General features: G+C 70.3%; 15 protein-coding genes. 2 read left to right on the forward strand and 13 right to left on the reverse strand.

The window, feature by feature from the left end:
- Window positions 1-4 precede the first annotated feature (4 nt).
- The 4 genes from ACFYTQ_RS24040 to ACFYTQ_RS24055 all read right to left on the reverse strand — a co-directional run bounded on the left by ACFYTQ_RS24040 (window position 5) and on the right by ACFYTQ_RS24055 (window position 5,613).
- Window positions 5-853, reverse strand: coding sequence for an SDR family oxidoreductase (locus ACFYTQ_RS24040; protein WP_387365009.1), 849 nt, complete (start codon window positions 851-853; stop codon window positions 5-7).
- The gene (locus ACFYTQ_RS24045) at window positions 850-2,310 is read right to left on the reverse strand and encodes a phytoene desaturase family protein (RefSeq protein ID WP_387365012.1); all 1,461 of its coding nucleotides are present in this window, start codon (window positions 2,308-2,310) and stop codon (window positions 850-852) included. The genes ACFYTQ_RS24040 and ACFYTQ_RS24045 overlap by 4 nt, the downstream gene beginning before the upstream one ends.
- A complete protein-coding gene (locus tag ACFYTQ_RS24050; RefSeq protein WP_387365015.1) occupies window positions 2,307-4,085 on the reverse strand; it encodes a DUF3556 domain-containing protein in 1,779 nt (592 codons plus the stop codon). The genes ACFYTQ_RS24045 and ACFYTQ_RS24050 overlap by 4 nt, the downstream gene beginning before the upstream one ends.
- Window positions 4,086-4,173: 88 nt before the next feature.
- Window positions 4,174-5,613 (reverse strand): class I adenylate-forming enzyme family protein, encoded by a 1,440-nt coding sequence (locus ACFYTQ_RS24055; RefSeq protein ID WP_387365018.1) that lies wholly within the window; start codon window positions 5,611-5,613, stop codon window positions 4,174-4,176.
- A 284-nt stretch (window positions 5,614-5,897) separates the two neighbouring features.
- On the opposite strand from ACFYTQ_RS24055, the gene ACFYTQ_RS24060 reads away from it, so the two are divergent.
- Window positions 5,898-7,127: a PucR family transcriptional regulator gene (locus tag ACFYTQ_RS24060; RefSeq protein ID WP_387365021.1), complete on the forward strand. Its 1,230-nt coding sequence runs from the start codon at window positions 5,898-5,900 to the stop codon at window positions 7,125-7,127.
- Between the two features lie 31 nt (window positions 7,128-7,158).
- Here the strand turns inward: ACFYTQ_RS24060 and ACFYTQ_RS24065 are convergent, their stop codons facing one another.
- A complete protein-coding gene (locus ACFYTQ_RS24065; protein ID WP_387365024.1) occupies window positions 7,159-8,001 on the reverse strand; it encodes a LysR family transcriptional regulator in 843 nt (280 codons plus the stop codon).
- A gap of 101 nt (window positions 8,002-8,102) precedes the next feature.
- Between ACFYTQ_RS24065 and ACFYTQ_RS24070 the strand changes: the two genes are divergently transcribed.
- Entirely contained in the window at window positions 8,103-8,828 is a 726-nt protein-coding gene (locus ACFYTQ_RS24070; protein ID WP_387365027.1) for an SDR family NAD(P)-dependent oxidoreductase, read from the forward strand.
- Window positions 8,829-8,837: 9 nt separating this feature from the next.
- Here ACFYTQ_RS24070 and ACFYTQ_RS24075 read toward each other — a convergent pair whose 3' ends face one another.
- The 8 genes from ACFYTQ_RS24075 to ACFYTQ_RS24110 are packed head-to-tail and all read right to left on the reverse strand — an operon-like array spanning window position 8,838 to window position 16,685.
- Window positions 8,838-9,533, reverse strand: coding sequence for a class II aldolase/adducin family protein (locus tag ACFYTQ_RS24075; RefSeq protein WP_387365030.1), 696 nt, complete (start codon window positions 9,531-9,533; stop codon window positions 8,838-8,840).
- A 10-nt stretch (window positions 9,534-9,543) separates the two neighbouring features.
- Window positions 9,544-10,194: an MBL fold metallo-hydrolase gene (locus tag ACFYTQ_RS24080; RefSeq protein WP_387365033.1), complete on the reverse strand. Its 651-nt coding sequence runs from the start codon at window positions 10,192-10,194 to the stop codon at window positions 9,544-9,546.
- Window positions 10,195-10,219: 25 nt separating this feature from the next.
- Complete coding sequence (locus ACFYTQ_RS24085) at window positions 10,220-11,317, reverse strand: alcohol dehydrogenase catalytic domain-containing protein (RefSeq protein WP_387365036.1); 1,098 nt, start codon at window positions 11,315-11,317, stop codon at window positions 10,220-10,222.
- Window positions 11,314-12,300 carry a hypothetical protein gene (locus ACFYTQ_RS24090; RefSeq protein WP_387365039.1) on the reverse strand — a complete coding sequence of 329 codons (987 nt, stop codon included), beginning with the start codon at window positions 12,298-12,300 and terminating at the stop codon, window positions 11,314-11,316. Before ACFYTQ_RS24090 ends, ACFYTQ_RS24085 begins: the two co-directional genes overlap by 4 nt.
- A 21-nt stretch (window positions 12,301-12,321) precedes the next feature.
- Window positions 12,322-13,281: a TAXI family TRAP transporter solute-binding subunit gene (locus tag ACFYTQ_RS24095; RefSeq protein ID WP_387365042.1), complete on the reverse strand. Its 960-nt coding sequence runs from the start codon at window positions 13,279-13,281 to the stop codon at window positions 12,322-12,324.
- On the reverse strand, window positions 13,278-14,108 hold the full coding sequence (locus tag ACFYTQ_RS24100; RefSeq protein ID WP_387365045.1) for a fumarylacetoacetate hydrolase family protein: 831 nt from the start codon (window positions 14,106-14,108) through the stop codon (window positions 13,278-13,280). The genes ACFYTQ_RS24095 and ACFYTQ_RS24100 overlap by 4 nt, the downstream gene beginning before the upstream one ends.
- Window positions 14,109-14,116: 8 nt before the next feature.
- Window positions 14,117-15,046, reverse strand: coding sequence for a VOC family protein (locus ACFYTQ_RS24105; protein WP_387365048.1), 930 nt, complete (start codon window positions 15,044-15,046; stop codon window positions 14,117-14,119).
- The gene (locus ACFYTQ_RS24110) at window positions 15,039-16,685 is read right to left on the reverse strand and encodes a bifunctional 3-(3-hydroxy-phenyl)propionate/3-hydroxycinnamic acid hydroxylase (RefSeq protein WP_387365051.1); all 1,647 of its coding nucleotides are present in this window, start codon (window positions 16,683-16,685) and stop codon (window positions 15,039-15,041) included. The genes ACFYTQ_RS24105 and ACFYTQ_RS24110 overlap by 8 nt, the downstream gene beginning before the upstream one ends.
- Window positions 16,686-16,785 lie beyond the last annotated feature (100 nt).

The following is a 16,785-nucleotide window of genomic DNA, read 5'->3' on the forward strand; positions in this document are numbered from 1 at the left end:
TTACTCAGGCGTCCAGGAACAGGTCGAGTTGGAGGTCACCGTCGGGCGCGACTCGGTAGGGGTCGAAGTCGGTGGTGCCGACGGTTGTCAGGACCTGCTCGTCGAGGAAGAAGTTGCCGGTGGTGTCGGAGGCCGGGGAGGTGAGGATGGCGTAGGCGGCGTCGGCGCAGATCTCGGGAGTGCGGGAGCGGGTGAGGGTTTCGTGGCCGCCGAGGACGTTCTCGACGGCGGCGCTGGCGATGGTGGTGCGGGGCCAGAGGGAGTTGACGGCGATGCCGTCGGGGCGTAATTCGTGGGCGAGGCCCAGGGTGGTCAGGGACATGCCGTATTTGGCGATCGTGTAGCCGAGATGCGCTCCGGCCCAGCGCGGGTTCAGGTTGATCGGGGGTGAGAGGGTGAGGATGTGCGGATTGCGATGCGCGGCGGCGGATTTCCGCAGGGCGGGCAGGCAGGTTCGGGCGAGCAGGTAGGCGCCGCGGCAGTTGATGTCCTGCATCAGGTCGTACTTCTTCATGGTGAGTTCGGCGGTCGGGGACAGGTCGATCGCCGACGCGTTGTTGACCACGATGTCGATGCCGCCGAAGCGGTCCACCGTCTGTCGTACCGCCGCCTCGACCTGGTCGTCGAAACGGATATCGCCGACGAAGCTCAGCACCCGGCCCCCGGCGCGCTCCAGCTCGGCCGCGGCGGTGTGGATGGTGCCGGGCAACTTCGGGTGCGGGACGGCGGTTTTCGCGATGAGCGTGATGTTCGCGCCGTCGGCGGCGGCGCGCCGGGCGATGGCCAGGCCGATGCCCCGGCTGCCGCCGGACATGATCATGGTTCGACCGGCGAGCGGCTTGGTCTCGGTCACGGGATTCTCCTGGTCGTCGAGGTGATGTCGCGGCGCGCGAGCGGTCCGCCCAGGCGGCGCAGCGCCCGTTGCGCGGCATTGACCCCGCACATGCCGTGCGCGCCCGGGCCGGGCGGGGTGGCGGCCGAGCACAGATAGTGGCCGGGGACGCCGATGTCGTAGGGCCACAGGGTTTTTCGAGGGCCGAACAACAGTTGGGTAAGGTCTTTCGCGCCGGTCATGATGTTGCCGCCGACGAAATTGGGGTTGTCGACGGCGAATTCGGCGGGCGAGCGACACGACAGACCGATCACCCGCTCCCGGAAGCCCGGCGCGAACCGCTCGATCTGCGCGATCACCGCCTCGGTCACATCGCCGGAATAGCCGTGGGGCACATGGGCATAGGCCCACACCGGGTGCACCGAGCCCACCGAACGCCCCGGATCGGCCAGATACTGCTGACCCACCAGCACGAACGGCCGTCGGGGCAGTCGGCCCGCGTGGACCTCTCGTTCCCCGGCGGCGATCTCGGCGAACGAGCCGCCCAGGTGCACGGTGCCCGCGCGGCGGGCCGCCGGATTCGTCCACGGGACGCCGTCCGCCACCGCGAAGTCGACCTTGAACGCGCCCGGTCCGTAGCGAAAACGCCGGTAGGCGGCGGCGATTCGGGGCGGCAGGCGATCGCCGAGGATCTCCGCGAGCGCGGTCGGCGCCACATCCCACAGGGTGAGGTCCGCGGGCGGCAGCTCCGACACCGAGCGCACCCGCACCCCCGTCTCGATCGTGCCGCCGTGATCGACGAGCGCCGCCGCCAGGGCGTCGGCGATCCGCTGCGAGCCGCCGACCGCGACCGCCCAGCCGTACCGGTGTCCGGCGGTCAGGATGCCCAGCCCGATACTCGCGCTGAACGGCCGGTCCAGCGGATGGAACGCGTGCGCGGCGACACCGCCGAACAAGGCCCGTCCCCGCTCGGTGCGGAAGGCGCGCGCCAGCGCGGTGGCGGGCGCGGCCGCGGGAATCCCGAAGCGCGCCAAGCGGATCGGATGCCGCGGAATCCGCGCCAGGGGCCGCATGATGTCGGCGCTCAGTGCGTCGTAGCCGAGCACCGGCCCCTCGAACAGCCGACGCCACAATCGTTCGTCCTCGCCGAGTCCGACGGCGGTGTCGGCGACCGAGCGACGCAGCACCCCGGCGCCGCCGTCGTCGAGCGGGTGGACGCAGTCGAATTCGGGCCGCGCCCAGCGCAATCCGTAGCGTTCCAGGTCGACCTGGCGGAACAGCGGCGACCCCACGCCCATCGGGTGGATGGCCGAGCAGTGGTCGTGCAGCAGTCCGGGGACGATCGCCTCGTGCGAGCGGGTGCCGCCGCCGATCGTGGCGGCGCCCTCGAGCACCGTCACGTCGAGTCCGGCGCGGGCCAGGGTGAGGGCGGCGGCGAGTCCGTTGGGGCCGCTGCCGACCACGGTCGCCGTCGTCATCGGCTCGTCGCGGGCACGTCGTCGCGCCGCCAGGTCACCGTGTGCGGGATGGGTCCGTCGGGCAGCCAGGGCAGGGCGTCGACCGCGTCGCCGACCGCCCACGTGCCGCGTTCGATCACCCCGAGCGCCGCGTCGATCACCTGGTAGCACTGGACGTTTCGATGGATCGGCTGGGACTCCACCCACACCACGATCCACTCCCCCGGCGCGAATCCCACCCGGGCCTGCACGGCGGCGATGAGATCGAGATTGTGCAGGTGGCCGTCACCGAAGTTGAAGCCGATCAAGGAGTTGCAGGCGAACTCCGCCTCCCGCACGGTCCACGCGTCGAGATCGGGAATGTGCTTGTACAGCATCGAGAACAGCCCGCGGCCCTGGCTGTGCATGGATCGCCAGGCGATGGTCTGCTGCATCGTGATCTCGGCGATCTCCGGGGGGTAGCCCATGGCCAGCAGTTGATCGATCTGGTTGAGCGAGGGCCGGTGCGCGATCGTGTTCAGCTTCGCCTCCGCGCCGGGGGCGAAGGCCCACAGCGCCGAGGCCCAGTTCCCCGCGTACTGGCGCATCGAGGGCAGGAACGACACCAGATCGGGACGCAGATTCCCCAGCACCGGGAAGAAGGCGAGGGCGGCCACGATGGCCACGGTCAGCCACGGCGAGGACATGTCGAACACCCCGTACCTGGCCGAGTTGGGGAAACCGAGGAACAGGAACACCGTCAGATAGGCGAACAGGATGTTCCATTCCAGCGGCACCGCCAGCGGGAACGTGGAGGTGATGAACAGGTGGAAGATCACCATGATCGTCACCCCGGCCAGGGTCAGCCAGCGGTCGGTCGAGAACAGCAGCACGACGGGGGTGATCACCTCGACGGTGGTGCCGCCGACGTGGGCCATGAACGCGGCCAGGCCCGAGGGCCGGATATCGCGGGGGAAGTCGCGGTAGTGCGCGCGTTTGATCGATCGGAACGGCATGGTCGGGCTGTTGGAGATCATCGGCGGCACCACATTGGTGAAGTGCTTGCCGAATTTGGAGATGCCCGCCCCGAGCCACACCAGCACGATCAGCAGCTTGGCCGCGATGATCATGTCGGTGAACGGCAACACCGCGAAGAACACCAGCGCCGGTAGGTACTGTTCGCCGCGCGCGGCCAGGAAGATCGTCTTGTCGCGCAGCCCGCACAGCACGTACAGCACGATCGGCGCGACCAGCAGGGCGGGCCGCACCAGCCCGGAGGTGTTGTGCGGCAAGGCTTCCAGCAGCGACGCCGTGGTGTGACCGGGCGCGAGCAGCGCCACCGCCAGCGCGGCCAGGAAGCCGACGTAGAGGAGCACGTCGACGGGTGTGCGGGTGTCGCCGTCGGTCATCGGCACCCGGCGCCAGGGCCGCAGCCGGATGGTGCCCGGTCGCGCGAAATACCGTGCGCCACCGGTCATGGGCTTGAACTTGCCCGCCAGCGGACCCCACGACCCGGCGACGCCGACCGCCTCGAGCAGCACCGTCCACAGCACCAGTTTCTGGTAGACGATCGGCTGGTTCCACCACTGGTCGATGTGCCAGAACGGTCCCGCGCCCGAGGTGGCGGTGGCGACCACCACGCCGCCGATCATGTAGAGCACCAGCACCTTCAGCAGATAGATGGTGTGGATCATTTTCGGTGTGCCGAAACCGTATTCGGCCCAGTGCAGTGCCAGTGTCCGGACGCGTTCGCGCAGCGGTAGATCCAGAAACGTCTCCGTGTCCACCGGCGGGAAGTCTCCCGTCTTGAATCCCATGATTCGATCCCTTTCTTGGTGTCTCCGGGCGCGCGCGATCGCGACCGAAAGTCGTCTTTCGTTCGAATGGTGTGCGGGACAGCGCTTTTCAGCCCTGGACGGCCAGCGCCCGCAGTCGTTTCTTGTCGATCTTGCCGACCGGGTTGCGCGGCAGCTCCGCGGTGCGGACGATCGCGGCGGGCACCTTGAACGGCGCGAGCACCTCCCGGCAGTGCCGGATCAGCTCGTCCTCGGTGACCACGGCCTCCGGCGCGATCACCACGTGGGCCACGGGCACCTCGCCCAGCACCGGGTCGGGCACCCCGACCACCGCGGCCTCGTGGACCGCCGGGTGCCGGTAGAGGGCGTTCTCGATCTCCTTGGGGTAGAGGTTCTCGCCGCCGCGGATGATCATGTCCTTGATCCGGTCCACCAGGATCAGATAGCCGTCCTCGTCGAACCGGCCGACGTCGCCGGTGTGCAGCCAGCCGTCCACGATGGTCCGCGCGGTCGCCTCCGGGTTGCCGAGGTAGCCGCGCATGACGTTGGGGCCGCGGACCACGACCTCACCGGATTCGCCCGCGCCCAACAGGTTTCCGTCGGGATCCATGATCGCGACGGTCTGGCCGGGCAGCGGCGGACCGACGGTGCCCGGCTTGCGCGGTCCCGCCACGGGGTTGAGCGTGGACGCGCAGGTGCCCTCCGAGAGGCCGTAACCCTCCACGATCGGCACGCCGAAGCGGTCCTCGAACCGCCGGATGAGTTCGGCGGGCATCGGGGCCGCGCCGCAGATCACCCGGCGCAGCGAGGACAGGTCCGGTCGGCGCGTCTCGGGCTGGGCCACCAGCATGGCGTAGATGGCGGGCACCGCGGAGAAGTAGGTCGGGCGGATCCGCTCGACGGCGGCGAGGAACGTGGTCGCGGAGAACTTCGCCGCGATCGTGGTGCGCCCGCCCGCCAGCAGTGGCGAAAGGACGCTCACCACAATGCCGTTCACGTGGAACAGCGGCAGCACGAGCAGACTGTGATCGGTCTCGTCCAGGCCGAGCGCCTCGATGATCATGGCGCACATGGCGGTGAGGTTGGCGTGCTCGAGCACCACGCCCTTCGGGCGGCCGGTGGTGCCGCTGGTGTAGATGATCAGCGCCGGACCGTCGGCCGGGGCGGCGGCGACCGGTTCGGTCGGCCGCGCGAGGTCCGCGACGTCGAGGGTCACCCCGGTCCCACCCGGCTCGCCCACCACCACGGTCGCCCCGGAATCGGCGATCTGGTAACGGATTTCGTCGCCGACGAGGCCGGGGTTCACCGGGGTGACGGCCGCGCCGAGCCGCCAGGCGGCGAACAGCGCGACCACCAGCTCCACCCGATTGGGCAGCACGACGGCGACGACATCCCCGGCGCGCACCCCGGCCCGATGCAGCGCCCCGGCGGCGAGCCGCACCCGCGCCCGGAACTCCGCGGCCGTCAGGACGGTCGCGTCGTCGGCGAGGATCGGTGCCCCCGGCGCGAAATCCGCTCTGGCATCGGGCAATTCGGCGATGTGGCGCATGATTCCTCACCGGTTTCGACTGTGACATGGGTTACATATCAGAAGGTAGGCCGGGGAGCGGGGCGTGGACTACGGGCCCGTGGCCCAGCGTTGTCCGGCCGCCTTGTGCCCTCGGCACAATGGGCCACGACCACGGGTGCCGCCTTGTGTCGACGGACAATGGGGCCACTATCGCGGGTGCCGCCTTGCGTCGACGGACAATGGGGCCACTATCGCGGGTGCCGCCTTGCGTCGACGGACAATGGGCCACTACCACGGCAGGGGCGGGGGTACTGTCAGCGGCCATGGCCCATGACAGCGATCTTCTCGTGCGCGAGGTGGCGGGTCGGATCAAGGCCGACCTGGAGCGGCTCACGCCGACCATGACGTCGATGTTCGTCGAGGTCATCCCCGAGTTCCGGCACGATGACGAGATTCGCAGGCTGATGGTGGCCAGCACCGAGTCCAACCTCGCGGCCATGCTGGACATGCTCACCCTGGCCATCGGCCTCGACGACCTCGCGGTGCCGCCGGCCGCCGCCGAGTACGCCCGTCGCTTCGCCCAACACGACCTGTCGCTGGAGGCGTTGTTGCGCGCCTACCGGCTCGGCGAGCACATGTTCGGGCAGTGGGTCCTGACCGCGCTGGGCGAGGTGAACCCGCCGACCGACATCGCCCTCGCCACCGCCGCCCGCGTCGCGGAAACGGTCAACGGATACATCGATCGGGTGATCGAGGGTCTGATCGACATCTACGCGAGCGAACGCCAGCGGTGGGACGCGCGCACCGAGGCCACCCGCGCGGCGCAGGTGCGGGCGGTGCTCGAGACCGAGGATCTGGATCTGGCCTCGGCCGAGCAGATGCTGTCGGCCTCGCTGCGGGGGTGGCATCAGTTCGCCGTGTTGTGGGCCGCGCCCGGGACGCGCGATCCCGCCGCGCTACTCCGCACGGGGACCGCGCTGGTGGCCGCGGCGACCGGCAGGACGCCGATGACCGTCGAGGTCGACGACCACACCCGATGGGTGTGGATCGCCTCGGCGGGACGCCCGCCCTGGGACATCCCGCGCTTGGACCGGGAGCTGGCCGCGCACCCGAATCTGGCTGTGGCCGTGGGTGATCCGGCCCCCGGGCTGGAGGGCTTCCGGCGGACCTTCCGCGACGCCCAGGCCGCCCGATCCGTCGCGCTGGCCGCGCGCGGGGGCGGGGTGACGGTCTACTCGGACGTGGCGCTCGCCGCGTTGTTCGCCGACCATCTTCCCGAGGTGGAGGCGTGGGCCGGGCGCGTCCTGGGCGCGCTGATGGGCGGCGACGAATCCGTCGCCCGGCTGCGCGAGACCGTCCGGGCGTTCCTCGACACCCGGGGCAGCTACACCGACGCCGCCGCGCGCCTGCACGTACACAAGAACACCGTGCACTATCGGGTGCGCAAAGTCGAAGAGCTGCTTGGGCATTCGCTCAGCGAACGGCGGCTCGACCTCGAGGTGGCGTTGCTGGCCTGCGCGCGGTTGGGACTGCCCAGATCCCGACGGGAATGAACGGCGCGACGGTCGCGCGGAGCGGAATCGGCTAGAGCCGGGTCGCGGTGCGGACGAGGTCGGCGACGGCGTGGGATCTGCTGTGCGGCGGCCAGGCGATGACGGTGGTGACCGCGGGCGCGTCCGGCACCGGCACGACGGCGTGCTGGTCGCCCAGGTGGGTGCGGACGGACTCCGGCATGACCGCGCAGGTCCGCCCGAGTGCGATCAGCTGGGTCAGCTGGGTGTGATCGCGAACCTGCGGGCCGGGGCCGTCCGGATAGCCGCCGTCGGGTAGCGGCCAGCGCGGCAGCGGCAGGTCGGTCAGCTCGGCGATCTCGGCCGACGAGATGTGGGTGCGGGTCGCGAGGGGGTGGCCCGCGGGCAGGACCAGGACCTGCTGTTCGGTGTGCAGGTCCTCGCTGTCGAAGCCGACCGTCGAGTCGAAGGGCCGGTGCAGCAGGGCGACGTCGGCGCGACCGTCGCGCAGGAGTCGTTCCTGTTCGCCGGGGCCGCACAGCGTCACCTCGACCGGGACGGCGCCCGGTTCGGCGGCGTAGGCATCGAGCAGCTTCGACAGCAGTTCGCTGGACGCTCCGGCCTTGGTGGCCAGCACCACGCCGGGCCGATCGGCCGCGGCGCGGCGGGTGCGGCGCTCGGCGGCGTCGACCGCGTCGAGGGCGGCCCGCGCCTCGCGCAGCAACACCGCCCCCGCCTCGGTCAGGGCGATTCCGCGCGAATTCCGGTGCAGCAACACCACTCCGAGCCGCCGCTCGAGTTGCTGGATGGCCCGCGACAGGGGCGGTTGCGCCATCGCGAGTCGCCGCGCCGCCCGGCCGAAGTGCAACTCCTCGGCGACGGCGACGAAGTAGCGCAACTCCCGCGTCTCCACCATGACATCGTATCCGGCCCTGACCGCGACCGATACCCGCCCGGTATCGCCGCGCACCCAGTCGGTCTTGGACGCGCCGCCCGCGGCCGAACAGGATCGACGGTATGAGTACACAGACGATCGCGCTGGTGACCGGCGCCAACAAGGGAATCGGATACGAGATCGCCGCGGGCCTCGGCGCCCTCGGCTGGAAAGTCGGTGTGGGCGCGCGGGATTCGCGCCGCCGCGACACCGCGGTGGAGAAGCTGCGCGCGGCCGGAGTCGACGCGTTCGGCGTCCCGCTCGACGTCACCGACGACGCGAGCGTGGCCGCCGCGGCCGATCTGCTCGCCGACCGCGTCGGCGGCCTCGACGTTCTGGTCAACAACGCCGCCATCACCGGCGGTATGCCGCAGGAGCCCACCGCGGTCGATCCCGCGACCGTGCGAGATGTCGTGGAGACCAACGTGATCGGCGTCCTGCGCGTCACCAACGCCATGCTGCCCCTGCTGCGCGCCTCGGCCGCGCCGCGCATCGTGAACATGTCCAGCACCGTCGGCTCCCTCACCCGGCAAACCACGCCCGGCGCCGAGACCGGTCCCATCTCGGCCGCTTACTCGGCGTCGAAGACCTTCCTCAACGCCGTCACCATCCAGTACGCGAAGGAACTGCGCGACACCGGCATCCTGATCAACTGCGGCTGCCCCGGCTTCACGGCCACCGACCTCAACGGCTTCCGCGGCCACCGCACCCCCGAACAGGGTGCGGCCATCGCGATTCGCCTCGCGACGCTCCCGGACGACGGTCCGACCGGCGGCTTCTTCGACGACGCGGGAACCGTGCCCTGGTGAACGGTTTCCTCACCTCCCCTGATCGGCGCTCCGGCGGACCAGATACTGCCAGCCCGCGTCGAGTTGGGTCGGATTCCAGACCTGGTCTCGTTTGAATCGGGTCTCGGGTTCGTCGGACCAGATGCTCGGGCCGCCCGCTGCGGCGGCGAGAAGTTGTGTGCGGCAGGCTCTTTCGAGGAGTACCGCGTACATGACGGCGGTGCCGATATCGGGTCCCGCGGTGACGGCGCCGTGGTTGGGGATGAGGACGGCGTGGGCGTCGCCGAGCGTGTGGGCCAAGGAGCGGCCCAGTTCGGGGGTGGCGACGAGGGCGCCGGTCTCGGTGAATCGCGGGAGTTGGGGGTGGGTGAACGGGACCGCGTCGTGGGAGATCGGGAGCAGGTCGCGGTCGAGGCTCGCGAAGGCCGCCAGGGCGGGGGCGTGGGTGTGGACGACGGCGCCGACATCGTCGCGGCGGGCCATGATCTCGGTGTGGATCGGGTATTCGAGGTGTCGTCTGCCGGTGCCGTCCAGGACCGCACCGGCCGGGGAGACGAGCACGACGGTATCCGCCTCGACCTCCTCGAACCCCCAGCCGGACGCCTTCATCCACACGCCGCGGCCGTCGGGGTCGCGCACCGAGGCGTGGCCCCAGACCATGTCACCGAGACCGGCCGAGGCCAGCGCATGGCTGGCCCGCACCACCGATCGTCGGAGGGAATCCATGCGCGTCCTCTCAGAGTTCTTGCGGCACAGCGTGTTCGAGCACCTCGACCGTGGTGCCCGCCGGGGCCAGGGTGCGCAGCAGGTGGTGGTGCATCCCCTGGTGCACGGCGGCCAGACCGGCCTGGTGGATCGGCACGGCGACGCGGGGCGCGACGGTGCGCAGGTAGTCGATGCCCTCCCCGACCTTCATCCACGGACCGCCCGCCGGAACCAGCAGGACATCGGGCCGCACCGGCGGCACGTCGAAGGCGTCGCCGGGGTGGAAGACCTGCTCGCCCAGCAGGTATCCGTTGTTGTCGGAGGCGGGGAGGTCGGGGTGGATGCACGCGTGCGCGCCGCCGGTGACCCGGATCCCGACCCCGCCGATCGTCGTGTCGTCGCCGGGGCGGACCAGCCGGGCCCGGTCGCCGAACTCCCGCAACGGCTCCGCCGCGCCGGGACCGTGGACGACGGGCGCGTCCGGATTGGCGGCGAGCAGCTGCCGGAGCCGGTCGACGTCGAGATGGTCGGGATGCGCGTGGGTGATCAGCACCGCGTCCAGGTCGCGCAGCTCCTCGAAATCGCCGGAGTACGTGCCGGGGTCGAGCAGGAGCCGGACGTCCTTGTCGGCGCCGGGCAGTTCGGCCAGCACACAGGCGTGGCCGAAATGGGTGAGTCGCATTGCCGATTCCTTCCAGGGTGCCGGATCAGGGGTTGACGACGGTCATCCACATGGGCCGGTCGCGCTGTTGCATCGCGTGCACGGCCGCCACGGTGTCGGCGAGCGGAAACCGTTGGGTGACAAGCTCATCGGCTCGGAGCGCGCCGGTGCCCAGCAGGGTGAGCACATCCTTCGCGTCGTTGCGGGTGCAGGCCCGGGTGCCGATCAGACGCCAGCAGTTCACCATCATGGTGGCGGCCGAAATCCCCAGGGGCGCATAGTTTCCGCCCATGTGCGCGAGCGTGCCGCCGGTCGCCAGCGCGCCCATCGCCTGGGCGGTCGTCGGTCCGGTCGGCAGGTAGTCGATGACCGCGTCGGCGCCCTCCGGGACCAACTCGCGCAGCCGACGGGTGAGACCGTCGCCGGATTCCCAGTCGGCGGGAAGTTCCTCGAGCGCGACGGTCTCGACGGGGAGATCGCCCGCGAGCGGGACGACGCCCGCGAGGCGCTCGGCGCTGCGCCCGACCAGGATGAGCCGGGACGCGCCGAAGTGCTCGGCCAGCTTGATGGTCGCGGTGCCCATGGTGCCGGTCGCGGCCGTCACGATCAGGGTGGCGCCGATCCCCAGCTCGACCAGTTTGAGGATCCGCACCGCGTTGGCGAGGTCGTGGACCTTGGCCGCGATGTCGAAGCCGACGGTGTCGGGCAGGGTGTCGACGAGCCAGTGCGGCACGCGCACGTATTCGGCGAGGCCGCCGTCGTGATACCGCTCGTACAACGGCAGCGGCGCCTTGCTGAACGCGGCGTGGCCGATCATGGCCTGCTGGGCGCACATCATGTCGCGATCGCTGCGGCAGTGAACACAGTTGCGGCAGTTCAGGTTCGGGTGCACGCGCACCCTGTCGCCGACGGCGACGCCGGTGACATTGGGGCCGACCTCGACGATGGTTCCGGCGGCCTCGTGGCCCAGGGTGGTGGGGAGGTGTTTGAACGCGCCCTGCGCCAGCAGCGTCATCATCCCCGGGGCCAGCCCCGCCGAGGCCACCTTTACCAGCACCTCGTCCGGTCCCAGCTCGGGCACCGGAATCTGTTCCATGACAAGCGATTTCGCGGCGCTGTGGGCGCGGGCGGCGAGCATGGTCATCGGGCGTCTCCTACGGTGAGGTCGGCCAGCAGGCCGGGAGAATAGGGGTCGGCGGTGCGGGTGGTCTCCGCGATCCGCGGCAGCTCCCGGTGCGAGAGCAGGCTGATGTGGGTGGCCGGTTCGTCGACGACACCGGCGTGGGCGACGCCCAGGGGGATGCGCACGAAATCGCCGGGCCGCAGGGTGACGAGACCGCGCTGGGTGAGCAGGGTGCGGGTGCCGTTGATCTGGTACTGGATCTCGTCGGCGTCGAGCGTGCGCCGATAGCGGCGCGGCCCGGGGACCACGGTGGTGGTGCCGAGCCGCAGCTCGTCGGTGCCGTACAGCGGTGTGTCCCCGCCGGTTCCGGCGGCGAGCACGGTCATCCGTTCGGCCTCGGCGTGAATCCTGTTCAGCAGCAACGTCTCGTCGGCGGGGAACACCGCGATGTCGTGGCCCGGGGTGCCCATGCACTGGGTGACCGCCTCGTTGACCGCACCGGGTTGCCAGCCGGGGAACGGCGGCATCGTCGGCTGCGAAGTGCGGATCGGAGCGGACAGCTCGGCCACGGGGGCGGGCATGTAGAACAGCAGGTGGCTCTCGCCGCGGCCGTAGTTGTCGTGCGCCACGCCGCGGGGGATGCGGGAGAACTCTCCGGCCCGGTGCTCGATGACGCCCAGTTCGGTCATGAGCGTGCGTTCCCCGGCGATCTGATAGGAGATCTCGTCCACATCGCAGTTGCGGTGGTAGAACGGCTGCCGATTGTCCATGGTCTGCCACTCGACGCGGATCCGGTCGTTCTCGTACACCCCGCGCGGCGGCGCGAACGGCTGGGCCCGGTACTGCTGCGAATAGTGCACCACCTCGAGCGGCGGATGGTCGTGCCACAGTTTGATCGGCAGGTCGCTGGGGTGCGGCGGCGCGAGCAGCAGGTGCTCGTCGCGCTCGACGCTGCGCAGCGGGGTGTCCGATGCGAGGACCATGATGTCTTCGATGACGGTCACGGCGGACTCCTTGTCGTTTCGTCAGTCGGCCGGCAGCGCGGCGTAGTAGGCGGCGGCGCCCGGATGCAGCGGAATCGGTGCGCGCCCCATGGTCTTCGGGTCCAGCGGATAGGTGATCGGGCTGCGCTCGGGCGGGATGTGGGCGTACTGGGCCTCGATCAGGTGCCGGGTCTCCCCCAGAACCCAGGCAACCGCGTAGGCGACGTCATCGGAGAGGTCACTGCGGGTGAGCACCAGGAAATCGGAGAAGTCCAGGGTCCGGAAGCCATCGGCGCCCGGGAAGAAGCCCTCGGCGACGGTGGCGGCGGGCCACCCGAAATCGGTTTCCAGCCCGGCCAAGACCTCCGGTTCCACCGGCAGGAACCGGTAGTCGCCGCCGAACCGCTGCCAGTGCGGGAGCATCACGGCCTCGTGGACCACCGCGTTCGCCCGCCCGGCCAGTACGTGGTCGAAGGTTTCGAACGGCCGCTCGTCCTCGAGAAGGGTTCCGCCCCAACCGATCACGTCCACCCCGGACCGGGTGAGCAACTCGTGCGCCGCCAGCCCGACCCCGTTCACCCCGTCGTGCACCGACGTCGCGAGGGTCAATCGTGGCTTCAGATCCCGTAATTCGGCGAAACTGCTCACCCCCACGTCGCGGTGGATCGCGCAGACCAGCCGATCGCGCTGGGGAACCACGGCCAGCGCCCGCAACTGCGGGTAGGGCTCGTCGGCGAAAATGCCGCGCCCGTCGAGGGCGGCGGCGCTGAACGCCGCGGGCGTGGTCAGCGCGATGTCGACCTCGCCGCGGCCGACGGCGCGGACATTGTCGGAGAAGCCGCGCCCGTTCCAGATCGCGACCCGGGTGTGCGGTCCGGCGCGGTCGGTGAGCTCCTGGCAGATCCATCCGCAGACGCGGTGCAGGTTGACCATGCCCCAGTCGCCCTTGAGGTGCAGCGTCAGGGAGCGGTCGATATGTGGTTCGGTGGGACGCTCGCTCATGCCGTTGCCTCCTCGGTCCCGCGAATTCGATTGCGGATCGCGCCGATTCCGTCCACCTCGACGACGACCTCGTCCCCGTCGCGGAGTAGGCGCTGCGGGTCGCGTCGATAACCGACCCCACCGGGCGTGCCGGTCAGGATCACATCGCCCGGCGACAGGGCGGTGAACGTCGAGATCGTCGCGATCAGGGTGGGGATCGAGAAGATGAGCATCGACAGGTCCGATTCCTGCACCTTCTCCCCGTTCAGCAGGGTGCGGATGCCGCCCGGCTCGGCGTCGCCGGGCGGAATCAGGTACGGGCCCAGCGGCGTGCTGGCGTCCCATGCCTTGCCCTGCATCCATTGATGGGTCTCGTACTGGAAGTCGCGCATCGTGACGTCATTGGCGACGGCGTAGCCCAGAATGTGGTGTGCCGCATCGGTTTCGGCGATCCGACGCCCGGGACGGCCGATGATCACCGCGAGTTCGCCCTCGTAGTCGACCGCCGCCGATTCGGGCGGCAGGACGATGTCGTCGTGCGCGCCTAGCAGGCTGTCGGCGTATTTCGGGAACAGCACCGGATAGGTCGGCAGGTCACGCTTGGTCTCGGTGACGTGGTCGCGGTAGTTGAGCCCGACGCAGAAGATCTTCGCCGGGCGCGGCACCACCGGCAGCAGCCGGACCCGTTCCACCAGCACGGCCGCCGACTCGTCCCGCGCCGCGGCGGCCAGCACCTCCGGCGTGGTTGCAGCGCCCAGTTCGGTGATGCCTTGCAGCGGAACCACATTCGAGCCGTCCAGCACACCGGCGTGTCGTTCGCCCGCGTACTCGTAGGTCGCGTAAGCCATGAGGTCGTTCACTTTCCTTCGCTGGTGTGCCGCCAGGTGGGGAGCTGGCCGCCCCAGAGGTTGACGCTGTTGGGGATCGGCTGCCACCGCCGCGGGACGTAGGTGACCCGGTCGTCGTGGAACTTCTCCATCTCCGCCGACAGCTCGATGTGGTTACCGGCCGGATCGTCGAAGAACACGAACAGGTTGTTGCCGGGACCGTGCCGTCCGGGACCCCAGGTGACGTCGACGCCCTCGTCGGTGAGCCGGTCGCACCACGCCTTGAAGTCCGCCCACTCCGACAGGTCGTAGGAGTAGTGGTCGATATCGCCGCCGCGGCCGACGTTCACCACCGCCAGGGTGTGGTGATCGCGGTCGCTGCGCAGCCACGCGAACCGGCCGTCGGCGAGCTGGTCGGAGATCCGGAATCCCACGACATCGACGAAGAAGCCGGTCATCTTCTCGACATCGTCGGTGCCCAGGGTGATGTGCTGGTACTTGATCGGGCGGCGGCCGGGGTCGGCGGCGGACTCGCCCTGACGCCATACGGCGGTGTGGAAACGCACCTCGGTGCCGTGCGGATCGGCGACCGAAATACCTTGGGGCGCACCGACCGCCGCGTCGATATGAGCGGGGTCGAGCTCGGAGACGGTGTGCCCAGCCGCGGCCAGCCGTTCGGCGATGCCCTCGACACCGTCGGCGTCGCGGACCTCGAAACCGTAGTGCCGCAATCCCTTCTCGCCCGGAAGCAGGTCCAGCACGTGGTGTCCGGCGCCCCAGCCCAGGCTCAGGCCGCCGCCGGGCAGCTCGTCGTGCACCACCAGGCCGAGCACCCGACCGTAGAACCGCGCGGCGGCGGCCGGGTCCGGCATCGAGAAACCGATGTGCGACACCGCGGTTCGAGTGAGCGTTCCGGCGGCGTCGCGCTCCTGTAGCACGACGCGCTGTGGCTTATCCATGAACGTGCGCCCTTTCTTCTGATGACGGGATGGGGAGGGCCCGCTCGGCGCTCGCGGTCGCCGGACGCGGGAGCCAGGACCGGATGTGGTCGACCACGCGGGCCGTATGCTCCGGCCGCCACCCCGCGGCCACGAAACGATCGGGCCGCAGCAACACGAATCTGCCCGTGTACGAGGCGAATTCGCGGACCAGGCCACCGTCGACGTCGATCAGGACGCGGCGGGCCGTGCGGGGGAGCCGCTCGCCGGTGACCACCAGCGCCTCCGTGGCCGCCAGCGACTCGGTGAGCGAATCCACGGCGGCCCAGTCGGATTCGTCGACGTCGACGCCGAGCAGCGCCCAGCCGTTGCCGAGGATCGCGTCCAGGCGGCGGACGGCGTGGTCGGCGGTGTCGAAGGCCAGCGGCTGCCCGATCGGCACGCCCACCGCGTCGTCGCCGGGGACGACCAGCCCGGCGTCGTAGCGCTGGGTCGGCCGGTACCGCATCTCCTCCAGATAGGCGCGTCCGTGCGCGGTGGCCAGTGCGGCCCGGGCGAATTCGTCGCGCCGGGCGGCCACATACGGCGAGGTGGTCATCACGACCCGGCCCAGGCGCTCCGACATCCGCACGGTCGCGACGGCGTGCGGCTCGCGCTCGAGCTGGTAGCTGGTGAGCACGGCCGGATCCAGGCGCCCGGCGAGGACGTCGGCGATCTTCCAGGTGAGGTTGGCGGCGTCGCGAATGCCGGAGTTGAGGCCCTGACCGGCGAACGGGGGCATCATGTGCGCGGCGTCGCCGAGCAGGAACGAGCGCCCGATCATCCAGTCGTCGGCCACCACCGCGTTGAACCGGTAGTTGACCGCGCGCTCGATCTGCTCGGGGGTGATCTCGCGATACCGCGACACCAGCCCCCGGATCAGATCGAACGCCGGGGGTTCCCCGGCCGCGCCCTCGCCCGGGAAGAGCCGGAACTCGTAGCGGCAGCGGCCGTTCAGGCCGGGCACCACGACGTGCGGGCGGTCCGGGTCGGCGTGATGCATGGCGAAGCGTTCGGTGTGGTGGTCGTCGAGGGTGTCCACCACCAGCCACACGTCGGCGTGGCTGCGCCCGCTCATCTCCACCCCCTGCGACAGGCGGGTCGCCGAGCGCCCGCCGTCGCAGCCCAGGACGTAGGCGGCCTCGACGCTCCCCTCCACTCCCCCGCGCGTCACGCGCACCCGCACCCGATCCGGATGTTGTTCGAAACCGAGGACCTCGGTGCCGAAACACAGTTCCACCGTGGGCATTTCGGCCAGCGCGCCCGCCAGGGCGCGTTCCAGATCGGGCTGGGCGAACGGATTCTTGAACGGGAATCCGAGCCGGAACGGATGTGGCCCCCGCGCGTGGAACAGCGGCTCGCCGTGGCGGTCGTAGTATCGAGTTCCGGTGCCGGGCACCACGATCGGCAGAATCGCGTCGACGATGCCCGCCTGCTGATACACCCGCAGCGACTCGTCGTCGATGCTGATCGCCTTCGGTTCGTCGCTGGTGGACTCGTTCCGCTCCAACACCACGACATCGACGCCCCGGGCGGCCAGCAGCGCGGCCGCCGTGAGGCCCACCGGCCCCGCACCACACACAGCGACATCGAAGATGTTCCGCGACCGCGTCGTCGTCATTGACCCATCTCTCCGATCTCCTCGCTCGATGCCCGTCACACTATGCGCGTGTCCTGAATGGCGAAAGCGATGTCCTGCAAAGCAGGAATACGAGGAGCGG

Origin of the sequence: Nocardia sp. NPDC004068, from assembly GCF_042874315.1 — a bacterium.
GTDB lineage: Bacteria > Actinomycetota > Actinomycetes > Mycobacteriales > Mycobacteriaceae > Nocardia.

Excerpts from the sequence above, each read along its gene's own strand:
- ACFYTQ_RS24045 (WP_387365012.1), bottom strand. The coding sequence starts at position 2,310 with ATGACGACGGCGACCGTGGTCGGCAGCGGCCCCAACGGACTCGCCGCC.
- ACFYTQ_RS24050 (WP_387365015.1), bottom strand. The coding sequence starts at position 4,085 with ATGGGATTCAAGACGGGAGACTTCCCGCCGGTGGACACGGAGACGTTT.
- ACFYTQ_RS24055 (WP_387365018.1), bottom strand. The coding sequence starts at position 5,613 with ATGCGCCACATCGCCGAATTGCCCGATGCCAGAGCGGATTTCGCGCCG.
- ACFYTQ_RS24060 (WP_387365021.1), top strand. The coding sequence starts at position 5,898 with ATGGCCCATGACAGCGATCTTCTCGTGCGCGAGGTGGCGGGTCGGATC.
- ACFYTQ_RS24065 (WP_387365024.1), bottom strand. The coding sequence starts at position 8,001 with ATGGTGGAGACGCGGGAGTTGCGCTACTTCGTCGCCGTCGCCGAGGAG.
- ACFYTQ_RS24070 (WP_387365027.1), top strand. The coding sequence starts at position 8,103 with ATGAGTACACAGACGATCGCGCTGGTGACCGGCGCCAACAAGGGAATC.
- ACFYTQ_RS24075 (WP_387365030.1), bottom strand. The coding sequence starts at position 9,533 with ATGGATTCCCTCCGACGATCGGTGGTGCGGGCCAGCCATGCGCTGGCC.
- ACFYTQ_RS24080 (WP_387365033.1), bottom strand. The coding sequence starts at position 10,194 with ATGCGACTCACCCATTTCGGCCACGCCTGTGTGCTGGCCGAACTGCCC.
- ACFYTQ_RS24085 (WP_387365036.1), bottom strand. The coding sequence starts at position 11,317 with ATGACCATGCTCGCCGCCCGCGCCCACAGCGCCGCGAAATCGCTTGTC.
- ACFYTQ_RS24095 (WP_387365042.1), bottom strand. The coding sequence starts at position 13,281 with ATGAGCGAGCGTCCCACCGAACCACATATCGACCGCTCCCTGACGCTG.
- ACFYTQ_RS24100 (WP_387365045.1), bottom strand. The coding sequence starts at position 14,108 with ATGGCTTACGCGACCTACGAGTACGCGGGCGAACGACACGCCGGTGTG.
- ACFYTQ_RS24105 (WP_387365048.1), bottom strand. The coding sequence starts at position 15,046 with ATGGATAAGCCACAGCGCGTCGTGCTACAGGAGCGCGACGCCGCCGGA.
- ACFYTQ_RS24110 (WP_387365051.1), bottom strand. The coding sequence starts at position 16,685 with ATGACGACGACGCGGTCGCGGAACATCTTCGATGTCGCTGTGTGTGGT.